This window comes from Desulfosporosinus sp. BICA1-9 (genome assembly GCF_000802135.1).
Genome location: NZ_JUEE01000236.1, coordinates 1 through 15,031, shown reverse-complemented (window position 1 = coordinate 15,031; position 15,031 = coordinate 1). Strand labels below are relative to the sequence as shown.

Here is a 15,031-nt window from a genome sequence, read left to right as displayed (position 1 = left end):
ACTGCTTCAATTTCGACATTAAAGGACTTTGCTAATTCCTTAAGGTAGGAATAGCCAAACTGTGCTAAACGATCCTCGTTTTCAACCACTATCAGATCAGTTTCGCTTAGAGCCCTGAACATCTTCATTAGTTCTCGTCTGTGATCGTTAAGTCCACTAGCAACTTCTTCATATACATTAACAACTGTGTACTGCTTATCTATGCAATATTGGATCAATCGTTCTCTCTGCCTCAGAAGATGACCGTTTTCTTGTTGTTTTTTAGTTGAAACCCGACAATAGATAGACGCGTTTTTCTTTACGGATTGCACAACCTCCACAGAATTAACAATAGCTTCAATATCTTCAATCCTGTAGCGACGATGATTTCCAAAGGTCCTCACAGGTTTAAGTTTACCTGATGCATCCCACCGCCGCAGAGTAATCAACGTTACCCCTAACCGATGAGCCGCTTCACTTATATCTATTAAATTGCTCGCCATTGCATTCACCTCTACTATATTATAACACAAGCAGTGGTAATTTAAAGAATATTTGATTAGCAATGATGATATTTGTGTAAGATTAAAGCAACTGGTTCTATCTCCTATATGAAATTTGTGAAAGTAAGGGGATCGACATTCAGCCCATTCACAATGGCCCCATAATGAAGATGAGATCCCGTACTTCGTCCACTATTACCGCTATAGGCAATTAGATCAGCTTTTTTAACTTGATCCCCTTTTTTCACTAAGAGACGAGAATTATGACCATAAAAGGTTTCAATTCCATGACCATGATCAATAACAACCTTATGGCCATAAACGGGATCTCGCGCAGCAAAGGTAACAACACCAGCAGCTGAGGCTAAGACTGGAGTGCCGTAATTACAGGCGATATCAATTCCATTATGATACTCTGTCGATCGGCCTCCGAAGGGATTGCGGCGATAACCGAAAGAAGAGGTGATTTCACCTTCAGCAGGTAGAATAGTCGGTGTGTGATCAAGTTTATCTTTTTGAAGGACTGCTACCTCGTAATAACGTTGTAAGAGGTTTAAATGTTCAGTCACTATTGTGGCTTGATGGTCTAGCGTTTGAATTGCTGGCTTAGATGACCCAAAGCTTTGAACGGCAGGGTCAATCCCCCGGCTTACGGTTGCACTGGATGAGGTCGGATTAATTTTTAGAAGAGAGGAAAGTTTCTCCTCTAACTGCTTAATGGTTTGGAGATCGTCGGTTATTTGATTGGACATTTCGTTTAAGTGAATGATCTCTTGATCACGTTCAACGAGCGTGGTCTCCAGTTGATCAATGTGGTTTAAGGTAGGTTGGCGTTCCTTTATATAATGATTCAAATAGAGGTTTTGAGCAAATAGCCCTATCATTATCACACCAATAAGGAGCATTCCGCCACCAAGAATCTGTTTGCCTAGTTTGGAAAATTGAAACTGGTGAGTATTAGAATGATCAGGTGGAATGAAGATGATGGTGTATTTATTTTTCATTAAATTCCTCCAGAAACTATGTTAAATCAAAAGCTTTGCAGTCTTCGACTATTGGTATGATTTTTTTAGAATATCTAAGAGTACAATAAACGTCATTTCGCTGCTTGTCAACAAGTCAAGCTAAATTTGTCGAATGAATTTAATTCTACATTATCCGATATAGGAAAAACATGCCCACCACAATAAAAATTGAGGGAGCATGTCTTATCTTCCTTAGGGGAGCTTTAACGAGGAAGGAGTCCAAGTAGTTGGCGAGCTTCTATGGGACTTGCTACTGGGCGATCCAAACTTTCGGAAACCTTAATCAATCGATCAACTAAAGGAGCATTTCCCTGCGCAAGGACCCCTTTGCGGTAATAAATATTGTCTTCAAAGCCCGTTCGCACATGTCCTCCTAGCAGAATACCGAAGGTGTTCATGCTTAATTGATGCCTGCCAATACCTGAAACGGTCCAGGTTGAAGTAGGCGGGATCAGATCGAGAAGAAAGAGCAGGTTTTTAGCGGTGGCAGGCATCGCTCCAGGAACCCCTAAAACAAAATTAAAGTGTAAAGGGTTATCTAGCAGGCCCTGTTTCACAAGGGTTAAAGCGTTTTGAACCATCCCGCTTTCAAAGACTTCAAGTTCGGGTTTAACCTGATGGGTTTGACAAACTCGGGCAAACTCTCGAACCATAGGTAAGGGATTACTGAAAGTATCATCCCCAAAGTTAACACTCCCCATACTCAGGGAAGCCATTTCTGGAGCCAGGGTTACAGGCTGGACCCGTTCCTCTGCGGTCATTCCGACGGCTCCCCCAGTGGATACCTGAATAATAAGATCGGTTTCGGTTTGAATATAGGAAATCGCCTCGGCAAACAGTGCTTTATCTTGCGATGGGTTCCCGAATTGATCGCGCATGTGCAAATGGACGATGGACGCTCCGGCATCGCGCACTTTTTTAGCTTCGTCGGCAATTTCGCGAGGGGAAAGAGGTAGGTATGGCGTTTGTTCGCGTGTGACTTCTGCGCCAACTAGGGCGACAGTGATAATCAGCTTTTCCATGGATTCCCTCCGATACACTGAACCTCAGTTTTATTTTACAAGTTCACTAGGAACGCAGAGGGGGATTATTGCGTTGTTTTTCCTTAGGGACCATACAAGTCCCGCTCGCCCGACAGACTAGGATGGGTTCTTCAAGGATCTCAGCCGCCGAACTGCTGCCGGGTAGCGGAGAGATCACCTTTTTAGCTTCAAAGCTCATTTTGCGCGATGTATTTCCATACTGCGTAATAACGCCGGTGGCTTCGATATAGTCCCCGGCAAAGACTGGGGCAAGAAACTCGATAGTGTCATAAGCCACAAAAAGACCTTCATCCCCATCAGTATAGATGAGTAATTCGGTGGCCACATCTCCAAAAAGCTTAAGCATATGCGCTCCGTCCACTAAGCCACCACCGTAGTGAGCATCCCCAGCGCCGATGCGTAAACGAATTTTGCCTTCGTACATCGATCTCACACTCCTTAGTTTACTCATTGAAACTATCACAAAAAGATAAATGAATATCCCGAACTCTTACCTTGCTTCATGCTTTTATTTTTGCTATTTAATCCTTGCTAGATCGAGCTAGTACCCGATCAAGAACAAAGCTCGCCACATCTTCTGCATACGTGCCAGGGCCGAAGCCTGCATCGTAACCTAATTCTTTGGCTAATTCATAGTTAATCCTTGGGCCTCCAGCAATCAAAAGAAAACGGTCCCTTAGTCCTTCTAATTCGAGGAGTTCGACCATCCGAGTAAGGTTGTGGAGGTGGAGGGATTTTTGCGTGACCACTTGAGAGATTAAGATTGCATCGGCGGAGACTTCGTGTGCTTTCGCTAGTAATTCTTCACAAGGAACTTGAGCTCCAAGATTGAAAGCATCTATTTCGTGATAACTCTCAAGTCCTTTATGGGAGTTATACCCTTTCATGTTCAGGATGGCATCGATCCCAACTGTATGGGCATCGCTTTCGATGCAGGCACCCACCACGACCAGCTTACGACCGAGCAGAGTGCGGATGCGGTTTTCGATTTCCGGCTTTTCCAGGCGTTCATGTGAGAGCTTAGGGATTTCAATGCTGGTGTAGTCCACACTGACCGGAGAACGTGCATATAGGACGAAGAAACTAAAGTCTTCCCCTAAATCATGCGCATGAACTACCTTAGGATCTTGAAAGCCGCTCTGCAAAGCAAAGCGTCGGGCGGCCTCCTGCGCTTCCTCTCCAAAAGGAACAGGTAAGGTAAAGGAAAGTTGTACGATGCCATCATCAAGAGTATCCCCATAAGGACGAACCTGTTTAAGATCAAGCGTAGGCATGAAAATCACCACCTTATTCGCTATTCGTAGTCCGATGTCCGAAGTTCGAAGTTCGAAGTTCGAAGTTCGAAGTTCGAAGTTCGATGTTCGATGTTCAATGTTCGTTGTCCATTGTTCATTGTTCGTGGTTCGTATCAGTATAACGTATTCGAACTACGAATTACGAACCAGAGCGACTTTCCTTAAGTAGATTAAGAAAAGGATTTAAGTAATTAGGACGTTTAGTAAAGACACCGTCAAGCCCTCGGCCGCCTGTTGGCTTTCGAGAAATCTCCGCAAACATACCCTGCTCCAGGGCCGAGAATAGACCCGTTTTTTGAATCTCTTCCAACATGTTAACCGCCTTCTGAAGGGTTATTTGAGCACGTTGTTGTACCAAGCCGTCCGTGACAAAGGTTATTTCTTCATGGAAATGCCCTATTGTCTTAAAAACCAGCTTTGCGGACTCCAGACTTAGAAAGCGGTCTTGCATGAGGGGAGTATGAATGGCTTCAGTAAGCATCCCCAGCAGATGTATGCTTTGACCGGTTAAGACAGAGGCCACATTGAAAAGAGTGTCCTGAACATGTCCGCGAAAGATGTTTCCGGTTATATATTTGGTGGGTGGCATGTATTTGATAGGGGACCGGGGGAATATCTCTCGAATCATCTGAGCCTGGGCAATTTCATAGAGGAAGGCATCCGGCACATCGGGGTTGATTTCCATGGCATGGCCTAGACCCTGTTGTTCTTCTGGAAGCCCAGACAGGAAGGCAAATTGTTCGTTAAGAAAGTTTGAAGCAAGGACGGTGTGCGCTGCTTCCATCGCATCAGCTGTGGTCAGATAATTGTCCTCGCCCGTGTTGATGATGATCCCAGCAAAGCCGTTAATTAAGCGAGAAAAATATTGATCGATAAAGGTGCGCTGCATGTTGATGTCGCGAAAGATGATGCCGTACATGGAGTCATTGAGCATTACATCAAGTCGTTCTAAAGCACCCATGGCTGCGATTTCCGGCATGCAGAGCCCAGAGCAATAGTTTGTAAGACGAATGTAGCGCCCCAGTTCTTGCCCGACTTCATCTAAGGCTTCACGCATAATTCGGAAATTTTCTTGGGTCGCAAACGTTCCCCCAAAGCCCTCGGTAGTCGGCCCATAGGGCACGTAATCGAGAAGGCTTTGGCCAGTAGAGCGAATCACAGCGATGATGTCGGCACCTTGCCGTGCGGCAACCCGCGCCTGTAAGACATCTTCGTAAATATTGCCCGTGGCGACAATGACGTAGAGATAAGGTTCTGGAACTACACTTAAGGTCGAAAAAGAGTGCTCACGTTTATGGCGTTGGCTGCGAATGTGCTCTATAGAAGGCCGAGCGAGGTCGAAGGTCTTTTTTGCGATTTGGTCCTCGGAGAAATCCGGGAGATTCTCGAAGGATATTTCATGGCGTGCCAATCGTTCAGCCAGGATCTGTGGTTCCGCTTTGAAGTGGAGGCAGGCTTTGGCGAAGATGCGAGCGACCCCTTCATCGAGGAGGAGATGCTCTTTTAAGTAGTCGACAACGTTATTTGGCAAGGGAATCCCCTCTTGGTCAACGCCATTAATACCCAGCAAGCGAAGAACTGTGCGTTCGATACTGACCGTACTGTGGGAAAGGATAAATGGGGTAATTTGCTCAACGATGTCCTGGGCCAGTGTTCTTGCCTTCCTAATTAGATCCGGATCCAGATTAAGTTTGTTTTGGACGTATGGGCGAGTCAAGCGGATCACCTCTTCCAGGGTAGTTTTGAGTGGCGAGTATTTAGTAAAAAGTGATTTAGAGAACGCTACAGACTTCTGTTAGGGCAACCAGACTTGTTGTTTTTGGATGTCCACCAGGGGAACGGTAGAATGAGGAAGCAAAGCTTCCGCGATCCGCTCAGTTGAGATTGGCGTGATAGGGTGCCAAGAGCTTAACGTGAGCATCGCAAGCTGGGGACGTTCCAGTAACTTCACTTCGATTCCTCGGGACTTTAAACCATTCCATACGTTAGGAGAAAGTAAAATATGAGCAGGAGTTCGAACTATAAACTGACGAGGTAAACGTCCCGCAGTACGGAGCGCTAAGTAAAAGGAGTCGGTAAGCGCACCTTTGACGTATACAGCTTCGACTTGGGGTGGAATGAGGGATTTCACGTCTTGGTTCCAGAGAAAACACGGTAAGGGAAACCAGGCGCCTTGTTCAAAAAAGGCGTTGTGATTTATAAAGACGTCTTGAGAAGTGCTGCCAATGGAGAAACCACTCCCGGGTGAAAAGGTAGGAAGTTGTAATAATTCTAGGATATTTAGCGAGCGTTCGGTCACTTCTTTTAAGGAGTTTCCTAAAGCGGCACCTGTACTTAGAATTACACTCATATCCTGATTCACGGCTCTCTCAATCTTCTCTCCCCCCTTCAACTTCTTTAACCTGTCAAGGGCGACCGCTTCTTTTGTGCGATCAGACCCCCATGATAACACAGAAATATGAGAGAGTCGGTTCAGTGCCCCATCCACATGAATCCGAGTTGCGCCATGCTGACGCAGGCGTGAAATCCCCTCTAGGAGTTCTGATAGAGCTGAGGGACCTGCCATACGAAAATCTCCGGGTTCGGTTATTTTGAGAATAAGCCAAGAGCCGAACTGAGGATGGTTTCCCCAAGCTTCAAGAATGTCATAGCCTTTCGGGGTGTCAGGAAGAAAGCGTTCTGCTGTAAGAATGATTTGCCCGAGATGCACTGTAATAGAAGGTTTAGGATGGCGGTAAATGGCATCGAATGTTTCACCATCATACCCAATGGAAGTTAGTCCAAGGCATTGACCAGGAAAAAGTCTATTGACGGCATTTAAGGCTGTTGTTTTGCCTGCATTCTTGGCAAGCCCCGCAAAGACTAGGGTGGTATAAGGGGAAAGTCTGGAGCGTAACTCAAGCAGCCAATCATCAGACTTAGGCATAGGTTCTCTCATAGAGTTCGCGCAGGCGAGGGTTTTCGCGCATGATCGCCAGAGCAATTTCGGCATGTCCTTCGGTATAGCCGTTTCCAACCAGCATGGTTACGTCCTTACCGATGCCCTCCGCACCTAAAGCTGCTGCTGTAAACGAGGTTGCCATACTAAAGAAATAGACAATGCCTTTATCCCTAGTCGCTAGAATGCTGCCGAGTTCAGTCCGGGGAATGTTGACCATATTTAAAGTAAGATCCGCTAATTTCCCCTCGGTAAGACCTTCGATTTCACGCAGCACCCATAGTGAGTCGCAGGCATCCCCTTGAAGGGCGATGAGCGGAAGACCAGATTCTTTCATCCGCTTCACACCTGCGCTAGACTGACTAATGCCGATCACCTTGCCGGTAACACCTGCCCGTTTACAGGCTTCGTGAAGGCATAAAAGTCCGGATTTTCCGCCCCCGCCGATCACCACGACCGTATCTCCAGGTTTGACGATTTTCGCAGTTTGGGCTGGAGCACCCGCCACATCAAGCACCGCCAAAGCCAGTTTTTGGGGCATGTCGTCTGGAAGCTTTACATAAATACCGCTTTCAAATAAGAGCGCTTCGCCTCGAATTTCTACTTGATCGACATCCTTATGTATGGCAAGGATTTCCTCAATGTGGAGGGGAGTCAAGGATAAGGAAACAAGAGTGGCAATTCGATCACCTACGTTCAAGGGACGATTCTGCAAAGCAGATCCGATGGCCTTAATTTTCCCAATCAACATTCCACCAGATCCGGTGACTGGATTGTGTTGTTTGCCACGCTCAGCAACCGTTTTCAAGATGATTTGAGCAATTTTCTCCGGAAGACCACCAGCTTCAGTTTTAATTTGGGTAAACGAGGCTGAGTCAATGTTTAACACTTCTACATCTATAAGGATCTCGTTATCATACAGGGCCGAGAAATCATTGTTGAGGGTTTCTGCGGGTTGCGGCAATACCCCTAGGGGTTTAAGGACTCGATGAGTTCCGTAAGGGCAACCTAATGACATAAAACTATCTCCTTTCAATCTTGAATATTCAATTACTAGACCTTACTTAACGTGGCGATGTCGACGGTCAAGATTTTCAGGTTCCAGAGAAAGCTTCTGATGACTTAAGAGTTTTAGAACCCCGACCTGAGGATCGTTTTCTCGGCAGTACTCACATTGACACTCTTCTTGCAAAAGATTAGGCTCATCGTAAACCGTAATCACCCCTTCGTAGTTGCGGAGAACGACTTTATTAGGTCCCATGGAAATCAGATATTGAGGACTGACTGGTATCTTGCCGCCGCCCCCGGGAGCATCGACGACATAGGTAGGAACAGCATAGCCGCTAGTATGTCCGCGCAGGTTTTCCACGATCTCAATGCCTTTCGATACTGACGTCCGGAAATGTTCAATGCCAGTCGAAAGATCGCATTGATAAATATAATAGGGGCGGACCCGGTTCTTGACCAGTAGATGCACCAATTTCTTCATGATATTTGGGCAATCATTGACTCCCCTGAGCAGAACGGATTGATTGCCCAGTGGGATTCCGGCATCTGCCAGACGCGCCAAGGCAGCCTGGGATTCAGGCGTGATTTCTTTGGGATGATTAAAATGGGTGTTAACCCAAATGGGATGATACTTACGCAGCATTTGGACGAGACTATCTGTAATGCGCATGGGAAGGACGACTGGAATACGGCTGCCAATCCGGATGATTTCGACATGAGGAATGGCACGTAAATTAGATAAGATGTAATCTAAACGATCATCCGAGAAGGTGAAGGGATCCCCACCCGAGATCAAGACATCACGGACCTGCGGGGTGGCTCGGATGTAATTGAGGGCCTGCTGAAAGTGTTCTAAAGGTAGGGCCTGATCGGTTTGGCCCGCCATACGCCGCCTAGTACAATGCCGGCAATACATAGAACATTGATCTGTTACGAGCAACAAAACACGATCCGGGTAGCGATGGGTTAAGCCTGGAACGGGAGAATCCGTATCTTCGTGAAGGGGGTCAAAGAGGTCATATTCCCCGACATGAAGTTCCAAGGCGGTGGGAATCGCTTGTTTGCGTATTGGACAATGGGGATCATCGGGGTTAATGAGCGAGGCGTAATATGGCGTGACAGCCATACGAAGAGTTTCTAGGCATTGGGTAATGCCCGTTTCTTCAGCTTCTGTCAATGGGATAACCTCTTTTAGTTCTTCAACGGTCGTAACTTGTTGGGAGATTTGCCAGTGCCAGTCATTCCATTGTTCATCAGGAACCTGAGACCATTTAGAGAGGTCTTGACGAGTGCGCATAAAGGGAACCTCCTCGGTGTTCATTTAATAGGATGTGCTCTGTGTAATCGTAGTGTGCAAACTTCATGCCAAGGGGAAAAACAGTCTTAAAGACCACGTTTTAGCATGAAGCTGGAATCTAAGCATAGCACAGAGGTCAATATTAGCCCAAAAATAGGCGAATAGATGCCAGTTTTTGGGCATAAATCATTAGGAAATTGATATTGTAAGTATATTCATAAAAGTTAGAATAGATATTAATAATTGAAGGGATTTACAATAATAGCCTAGAATTACTGAAATGAAAGGCTAAAAAGCTTGCAAATTAATAATTAGATGTGATTTATGCAGGAAAATATTAGGCTAATACTAGCTGAGGGGGATTATGCTTGCCTAATCATTCACAGACAGAGGTCGATACCTATTTAGAGTTGGTTTTAAACCATATCGCTGAAGCAGTTCAAGTGGTTAATTTTGAGGGAATAACCATCTATTACAATAAGTTGGCAGCAGAAATGGATGATTTTCAAGTTTCGGATGTCCTAGGTAAACATATTATGCAAGTCTATCCCTCACTAACCTTGGAAACGAGCAGCTTTATGACCGTCTTAAAAACGGGAAAACCATTACTTGACTTGCAGCAAACCATTGTAACCAGTACAGGCAAGATCGTAAACATTATCTGTTCCACGTTCCCCTTATATCGCAACGGAGTTTTAGTTGGAGCCTGCGATATATCTCAAGATATTACCAAAATTAAAGAATTATCCGATCGTGTGATCAATCTCCACTCAGAATTGTTGGATACGCGGATTCGAGAACGACAGAAAATAAAACTTGTGGCCCCAGAGGGTCTTGCCCGCTATACGTTTAACGATCTGATTGGTAGTCATGATTCGATGATCAAACTTAAGATATTGGGACAACGAATAGCAGTTAATTCGTCGTCAGTTTTAGTGGCCGGAGAAACAGGAACTGGTAAGGAATTGGTAGTTCAGTCAATTCACAATGCCTCTGCTCGGAAAAACGAGCCTTTTGTGGCTCAAAATTGCGCCGCCTTTCCGGTTACATTGCTAGAAAGCATCCTGTTCGGAACCGTAAAGGGTAGCTTTACTGGAGCAGAAGATCGTCCGGGTTTGTTCGAGTTAGCTCATGGTGGCACCTTGTTTTTAGATGAGATTAATTCCATGCCTATGGAACTCCAGAGTAAATTACTGAGAGTTCTACAAGATGGAACCTTACGGCGCATAGGGGACAACAAGGTCAGGCAAGTTGATACTCGGATTATTACTTGCATGAACATGAACCCTGAAGATGCCGTGCGGAATAAAGAACTCCGGATTGACCTTTATTATCGTCTAAATGTTGTATCCCTGACTGTTCCCCCGCTTAGGGAACGAAAGAGTGATATTCCCGCTTTAGCAAATTACTTTATAAGTATGTATAATCGAAAATTATGTTGCCGAGTAAGCGGAATAAGTGAGGAAGTAAAGCAAACCTTTTATAAGCATTTATGGCCAGGTAATGTCCGAGAATTACAGCATGCCATTGAACATGCTATGAACATTATTTCGGGTCAGATCATAGAATTAGAGCATCTGCCATCCCACTTGCGTCAAAAAAATGACCCTAAAATCAGTGGCGATAACCAAGTCATCCTCGGGGAGCACAGCTTGCCAGAAATATTGAACAATGTTGAAAAACGGTGTCTAAACCAAGCTATGGAACAATGCAAAAATAATATTTCTAAGACAGCCATACTATTGGGTATCCCTCGCCAAACTCTCCAGTACAAGTTAAAAATGTATGATCTGAGCTCTAATTATTCTATGCCCAAAAATCGGCAGGGAATAATGGGAGCGGAATAAGAGACCATATGATTTTTTAGGAGAAAGTCCTTGAAACTAGCGACTTTAAGAGCGACTCTCTAAAAAAAATCTCATAATGGCATGACGTTTGCATATAGTCATAATTGATGTTCATTTCTAGAAAGGAGCAACAGGGTAGTGCACACTGAACCACCTTGACGAACACGAAACGGGAGGCTAAATCAATGAGTAAGTTTTCCTTCGATGGACAACCGAATTTAAGGTTATTGACAAATAAGCAGATTGAAACAGATGACTTAGACATAGACCCATTACCTCCGCTACTGTTTGTCCACAAAGCCCCTTATCACTGTCCGAAGAAACTTGTGAGGCTATTATTACCTATGCCAAACACGGGTTACCGATGAACATTTTATCCATGGCCATGGCCGGTGGTACCGCGCCCGTAACTTTAGCAGGTACCTTGGTGACCCATAACGCGGAAGTCTTAAGCGGCATAGTGCTATCTCAATTAACCAATAAAGGAACCCCGAACGTGTACGGAAGCTCAACAACCATCATGGATTTGAGATCTGCTTCCGCGACGATCGGTTGCCCTGAATTAGGGATGCTAAGTGCTGATGTTTGCAAATTGGCTGGCTCAGTATTATAATATACCGAGCTACGTGGCCGGGACGTAGACAGATAGTAAAATGGGTGATCAACAAGCTGGACATGAGAAAACCCTGACTATGATGCTGCCCGCGTTAGCAGGCGCTAACATGATTTATGGCTTAGGCATGATTGAATTAGGAATGACTTTGGATTTTGCCCAGCTAGTTGTTGACAATGAAATCGCCAAAATGGTTAGAAAAGTGGTCGGAGGAATCTGTGTAACGGATGAAACCCTCGCAGTGGATGTGATCCGTAAGGTAGGCGCCGGAGGACACTTCCTAATGGAAGAGCATACATTTAAACACATGAAAACCGTCCAATCCCAAAGTCAACTGTTCGATCGAACCCCCCGTGAAAATTGGTCAGATAATGGCTCTAAAGATATAGTGACGCGGGCCAGAGAACAAGTTCGGTATATTTTAGAACATCATAAACCTGAACATCTTCCAGCGCCTGTAGCACAGCAACTTCGTGAAATCATTGAAGCGGCTGAACAAGAGTGGGAAATTCATAAACCGAAAACGCGCCAAAGAAGGCGTAACCTTTAAAATTTTGTAGAAGGTCTCTATTTAAATGGGGACCTTTAAGCAATTGTAATAATAAAAATTTTCGAATCAAGGCAGGATTTGTCTATAATCTCTAGAATGTAGTTTATTTATAAATGGGATGCTTTGGAAGAAGTGCCAAATTTTCGGCATCTAATAACTTCTATTGCAACATTAAAACGATTGATTGATTGAAGAATAAAAGAAATTGAAACATGTAAAAATGCCAGTAATAATTGCCATCATTATTAATAAGAGAGAGGAGATGAGTTATGGTAATTTTTGAAAATGTATCTAAAGAATATGAAGATGGCACAGTTGCAGTAAAGGACTTAAGTTTAACGATTTCACTTAAAAAACCGTGTAGATATCTGTCTATGCGGTTTTTTCTTTGATAATATGTCTCAAGAGAAACACTTCAATATGCCCGAGAAAAACACTTATAGCGCGAAGATTAAGGAGAAGTTTTCTTCGAGAGAAAACCGCTACCTCTAAGCCTATAGAATGAAAACCAGTCATTTATGACATTAGTCAAGTATGCTTTGGTGCATAATCAGCAGGAATACATAATACATTCGCTTGGGGGGTTACATTAAGATTGATTTTTCTTTATAATATAATAAAACAACTACGCAATAAAGGCGCGCTAAGAGAGAATCGATGCGCGCCTTCTGAATGAAGAAAAATGTCCATCATCAAGAGCATGGGCGTTTTGAAAACGAAAAATATAGTTTGGAGGTCGTGTTTGACTATGGAGACAAAGATGCCGATGGTACTTGATATCATTAGTGAAAATATTATTAAGCATGGCAATCCGCTGGCCTTAAAGGGTTCAGAGGTCGCGTCTTGGGCTAAAGAACTTGATTTGCCAGTTAAAGGGGAATTGCTATTCTATACCGGTGGGGAATATCAGTTGTTGCCCTTTATTGACTCTCTGGTTAAAACGATAACCCATCTTGATCAGGGCAGCAAGATGTTTTCCATGATGATGGGCGCCCGAAATATCCTCAATAAGACTGGGATTAACGCGGAGAAAATGTACGCATCGGTCCTTGCCAAGGACAAGGTGAGGTATAATTCCGTATGTTTGAAAGCTGCCAAGGTGCTCCAAGGACTGGGTTATGAGTTCTGTTACGCGGGAAATGAAGAACTGTATAGTGGTGCTTTACTCTATGAACTGGGTTATTTAGAGGATATGAAGACCTATGTCCAAAAAGTGGTTGAGGTCATTAGAAAGAGTGGTGCCAAAACCATTGTCTGCCTCTCTCCCCATGCGGCAGAAGTCTTTAAATTTGTTTATCCAAAAATGGTGGAAGGGTTTGACTTTGAAATCGTCACCTATGTGGATCTGATCTGGCAACGAAGAGATAAGCTTGCTAAGATCCAATCCACAGGGCCGGTCGTTATTCATGATTCCTGTCGTTTGGCTCGTGAGTTAGGAATTCATCAGGAATTACGAGATATTCTTGAAAGTGTTGGAGCAGACGTAAAAGAGGCGCCTCGCAATCGAGAATGGACCTCATGTTGTGGCGGACCCATAAAAATCCTCTTTCCAGAGTTATCCCATGTCATTGGAGCCCGCCGTGTAAATGAATTGAAAGAAAGCGGCGCTGAGCATATTTTGACATCGTGTCCCTATTGTTTATCAGCCTTAGAGGGCGGTAGAGCCAAGGGAGATTCGGCCATTATAGAAGATTTAATCGAATTCCTATATAGGGGGGTTAAAGCATGACCGTCGATTTAAGAAAGGACTTTGTCGCTTATGCCAAGGACCTAAATAAAGCGAGCGAAGATACCAATATTCGAACAGCAATCACTAGAGCGGTCAGTTCTTACCGCAGCACAGTTGCCGAAACCTTAGAGCGTTATCCTCACACTCCAGAATTGGCAGAGGAAGTGAAGGAGATTAAACGCAACGCAATTGCTAATAATGATGAATTAGTAAAACAGGCAATGGCTTCTGTTGAGCGCAATAAAGGAAAAGCATTCTTCGCCAAAGATCATCATGCTGCTCTAGAAATTGCCCTCGGCATCATCGGTCGGGGTAAAACCGTGGTCAAAGGGAAAAGCATGTTGGGTGAAGAACTTCATCTGCGTGAGTATCTGGAGGAAAATGGCAACGAAGTTTGGGAGACCGACTTGGGCGAGTTCATCCTCCAACTGCGCAAGGACCGCCCCATGCACATAGTCTCTCCATCCATTCACGTGCCTCGTGAACAGGTAGCGGAAGTTTTTAGCAAGTTTTTTGGTAAAGAAGTACCCCCTGATATTGCCGAAGAAGTTAAGGTCGTACGGGAGTTCATGAGGGAGAAGTATTTTACAGCTGATGTGGGAATGAGTGGAGCCAATGTCGTGGCGGCAGACACCGGTGCGATGGTGATTATTGAAAATGAGGGGAATGTACGGCTTTCTACTGGTGCTCCCCCGGTTCATATCGTAATGGTAGGAACCGAGAAAATAGTTCCTGCGTTCCAGGATGCTATGAAAGTTGCTGAGGTTACTTGGCGCTACGCACAATATGGCGTACCAGGGTATGTTAATATTATCAGTGGTCCAAGCAAAACCGGGGATATAGAGAAAGTAACTACCTACGGGGCGCACGGCCCTAAAGAATTTTATGTGATCTTCGTGGACAATGGTCGCAGCGATATGGCTAAGGAGGAAAAGTTTAGTCAGGCTTTGCATTGTTTACGTTGTGGTGGATGTATGTATGAGTGTCCGATCTTCCAAGTGACAGCAGGTCACTTCGGGCATGTTTATATGGGTGGTATCGGTGCGATTTGGACGGCATTCGCGTCTGGTGGCATGGAGAAAGCGGCTCCCCTCGTTTATTCCTGTCTGCGTTGTGGCAGATGCGTAGAACGTTGCCCGATGAGCATCGAGGTACCAGCCATGGTGGGAGAGCTGCGCGAACGCATCGTCTATGGTAAATACTA

At 44.8% G+C, this 15,031-nt stretch carries 15 protein-coding genes; 6 read left to right on the top strand and 9 right to left on the bottom strand.

The annotated features are described in order from the left end of the window. From JL57_RS29020 to ablA, 9 genes are all read right to left on the bottom strand, one after another. On the bottom strand, window positions 1-482 hold a 482-nt coding region (locus JL57_RS29020), incomplete at its 3' end, for an IS607 family transposase (RefSeq protein WP_034145365.1). A 104-nt stretch (window positions 483-586) separates the two neighbouring features. Further along, the gene (locus tag JL57_RS29015; RefSeq protein WP_034145364.1) at window positions 587-1,486 is read right to left on the bottom strand and encodes a M23 family metallopeptidase; all 900 of its coding nucleotides are present in this window, start codon (window positions 1,484-1,486) and stop codon (window positions 587-589) included. A gap of 224 nt (window positions 1,487-1,710) precedes the next feature. Continuing rightward, complete coding sequence (locus tag JL57_RS29010) at window positions 1,711-2,529, bottom strand: 3-keto-5-aminohexanoate cleavage protein (RefSeq protein ID WP_034145363.1); 819 nt, start codon at window positions 2,527-2,529, stop codon at window positions 1,711-1,713. Between the two features lie 46 nt (window positions 2,530-2,575). After that, window positions 2,576-2,974, bottom strand: a complete 399-nt coding sequence (locus JL57_RS29005; protein ID WP_034145362.1) for a hotdog fold domain-containing protein — start codon at window positions 2,972-2,974, stop codon at window positions 2,576-2,578. A gap of 97 nt (window positions 2,975-3,071) precedes the next feature. Continuing rightward, window positions 3,072-3,824: an OAM dimerization domain-containing protein gene (locus tag JL57_RS29000; protein ID WP_034145361.1), complete on the bottom strand. Its 753-nt coding sequence runs from the start codon at window positions 3,822-3,824 to the stop codon at window positions 3,072-3,074. A gap of 160 nt (window positions 3,825-3,984) precedes the next feature. Further along, window positions 3,985-5,562, bottom strand: coding sequence for a lysine 5,6-aminomutase subunit alpha (locus JL57_RS28995; protein ID WP_034145360.1), 1,578 nt, complete (start codon window positions 5,560-5,562; stop codon window positions 3,985-3,987). Between the two features lie 78 nt (window positions 5,563-5,640). Next, a complete protein-coding gene (locus JL57_RS28990; RefSeq protein ID WP_034145359.1) occupies window positions 5,641-6,771 on the bottom strand; it encodes a hypothetical protein in 1,131 nt (376 codons plus the stop codon). Next, on the bottom strand, window positions 6,764-7,801 hold the full coding sequence (locus tag JL57_RS28985) for an L-erythro-3,5-diaminohexanoate dehydrogenase (protein ID WP_034145358.1): 1,038 nt from the start codon (window positions 7,799-7,801) through the stop codon (window positions 6,764-6,766). Before JL57_RS28985 ends, JL57_RS28990 begins: the two co-directional genes overlap by 8 nt. Window positions 7,802-7,843: 42 nt before the next feature. After that, complete coding sequence (ablA, locus tag JL57_RS28980; protein ID WP_034145357.1) at window positions 7,844-9,088, bottom strand: lysine 2,3-aminomutase; 1,245 nt, start codon at window positions 9,086-9,088, stop codon at window positions 7,844-7,846. Between the two features lie 368 nt (window positions 9,089-9,456). Here ablA and JL57_RS28975 point away from each other — a divergent pair, with 368 nt between their 5' ends. The 6 genes from JL57_RS28975 to JL57_RS28955 all read left to right on the top strand — a co-directional run. Next, the gene (locus JL57_RS28975) at window positions 9,457-10,935 is read left to right on the top strand and encodes a sigma-54-dependent Fis family transcriptional regulator (protein ID WP_045691188.1); all 1,479 of its coding nucleotides are present in this window, start codon (window positions 9,457-9,459) and stop codon (window positions 10,933-10,935) included. Window positions 10,936-11,120: 185 nt separating this feature from the next. Then, window positions 11,121-11,303, top strand: coding sequence for a hypothetical protein (locus JL57_RS35890; protein ID WP_291300728.1), 183 nt, complete (start codon window positions 11,121-11,123; stop codon window positions 11,301-11,303). Then, window positions 11,246-11,548 (top strand): trimethylamine methyltransferase family protein, encoded by a 303-nt coding sequence (locus JL57_RS28970; RefSeq protein WP_291300729.1) that lies wholly within the window; start codon window positions 11,246-11,248, stop codon window positions 11,546-11,548. The genes JL57_RS35890 and JL57_RS28970 overlap by 58 nt, the downstream gene beginning before the upstream one ends. 40 nt (window positions 11,549-11,588) lie before the next feature. Beyond that, the gene (locus JL57_RS28965) at window positions 11,589-12,098 is read left to right on the top strand and encodes a trimethylamine methyltransferase family protein (protein ID WP_291300727.1); all 510 of its coding nucleotides are present in this window, start codon (window positions 11,589-11,591) and stop codon (window positions 12,096-12,098) included. 748 nt (window positions 12,099-12,846) lie between these two features. Continuing rightward, window positions 12,847-13,827 (top strand): (Fe-S)-binding protein, encoded by a 981-nt coding sequence (locus tag JL57_RS28960; RefSeq protein ID WP_034145356.1) that lies wholly within the window; start codon window positions 12,847-12,849, stop codon window positions 13,825-13,827. Beyond that, window positions 13,824-15,031: LUD domain-containing protein (locus tag JL57_RS28955; RefSeq protein ID WP_034145355.1), on the top strand; the 1,208-nt coding region annotated here is incomplete at its 3' end. The genes JL57_RS28960 and JL57_RS28955, both read left to right, overlap by 4 nt.

What these genes read in the sequence shown, in the direction of transcription:
- JL57_RS29015 (WP_034145364.1), bottom strand. Translation starts at nt 1,486, where the DNA reads ATGAAAAATAAATACACCATCATCTTCATTCCACCTGATCATTCTAAT.
- JL57_RS29010 (WP_034145363.1), bottom strand. Translation starts at nt 2,529, where the DNA reads ATGGAAAAGCTGATTATCACTGTCGCCCTAGTTGGCGCAGAAGTCACA.
- JL57_RS29005 (WP_034145362.1), bottom strand. Translation starts at nt 2,974, where the DNA reads ATGTACGAAGGCAAAATTCGTTTACGCATCGGCGCTGGGGATGCTCAC.
- JL57_RS29000 (WP_034145361.1), bottom strand. Translation starts at nt 3,824, where the DNA reads ATGCCTACGCTTGATCTTAAACAGGTTCGTCCTTATGGGGATACTCTT.
- JL57_RS28990 (WP_034145359.1), bottom strand. Translation starts at nt 6,771, where the DNA reads ATGCCTAAGTCTGATGATTGGCTGCTTGAGTTACGCTCCAGACTTTCC.
- JL57_RS28985 (WP_034145358.1), bottom strand. Translation starts at nt 7,801, where the DNA reads ATGTCATTAGGTTGCCCTTACGGAACTCATCGAGTCCTTAAACCCCTA.
- ablA (WP_034145357.1), bottom strand. Translation starts at nt 9,088, where the DNA reads ATGCGCACTCGTCAAGACCTCTCTAAATGGTCTCAGGTTCCTGATGAA.
- JL57_RS35890 (WP_291300728.1), top strand. Translation starts at nt 11,121, where the DNA reads ATGAGTAAGTTTTCCTTCGATGGACAACCGAATTTAAGGTTATTGACA.
- JL57_RS28965 (WP_291300727.1), top strand. Translation starts at nt 11,589, where the DNA reads ATGGGTGATCAACAAGCTGGACATGAGAAAACCCTGACTATGATGCTG.
- JL57_RS28960 (WP_034145356.1), top strand. Translation starts at nt 12,847, where the DNA reads ATGGAGACAAAGATGCCGATGGTACTTGATATCATTAGTGAAAATATT.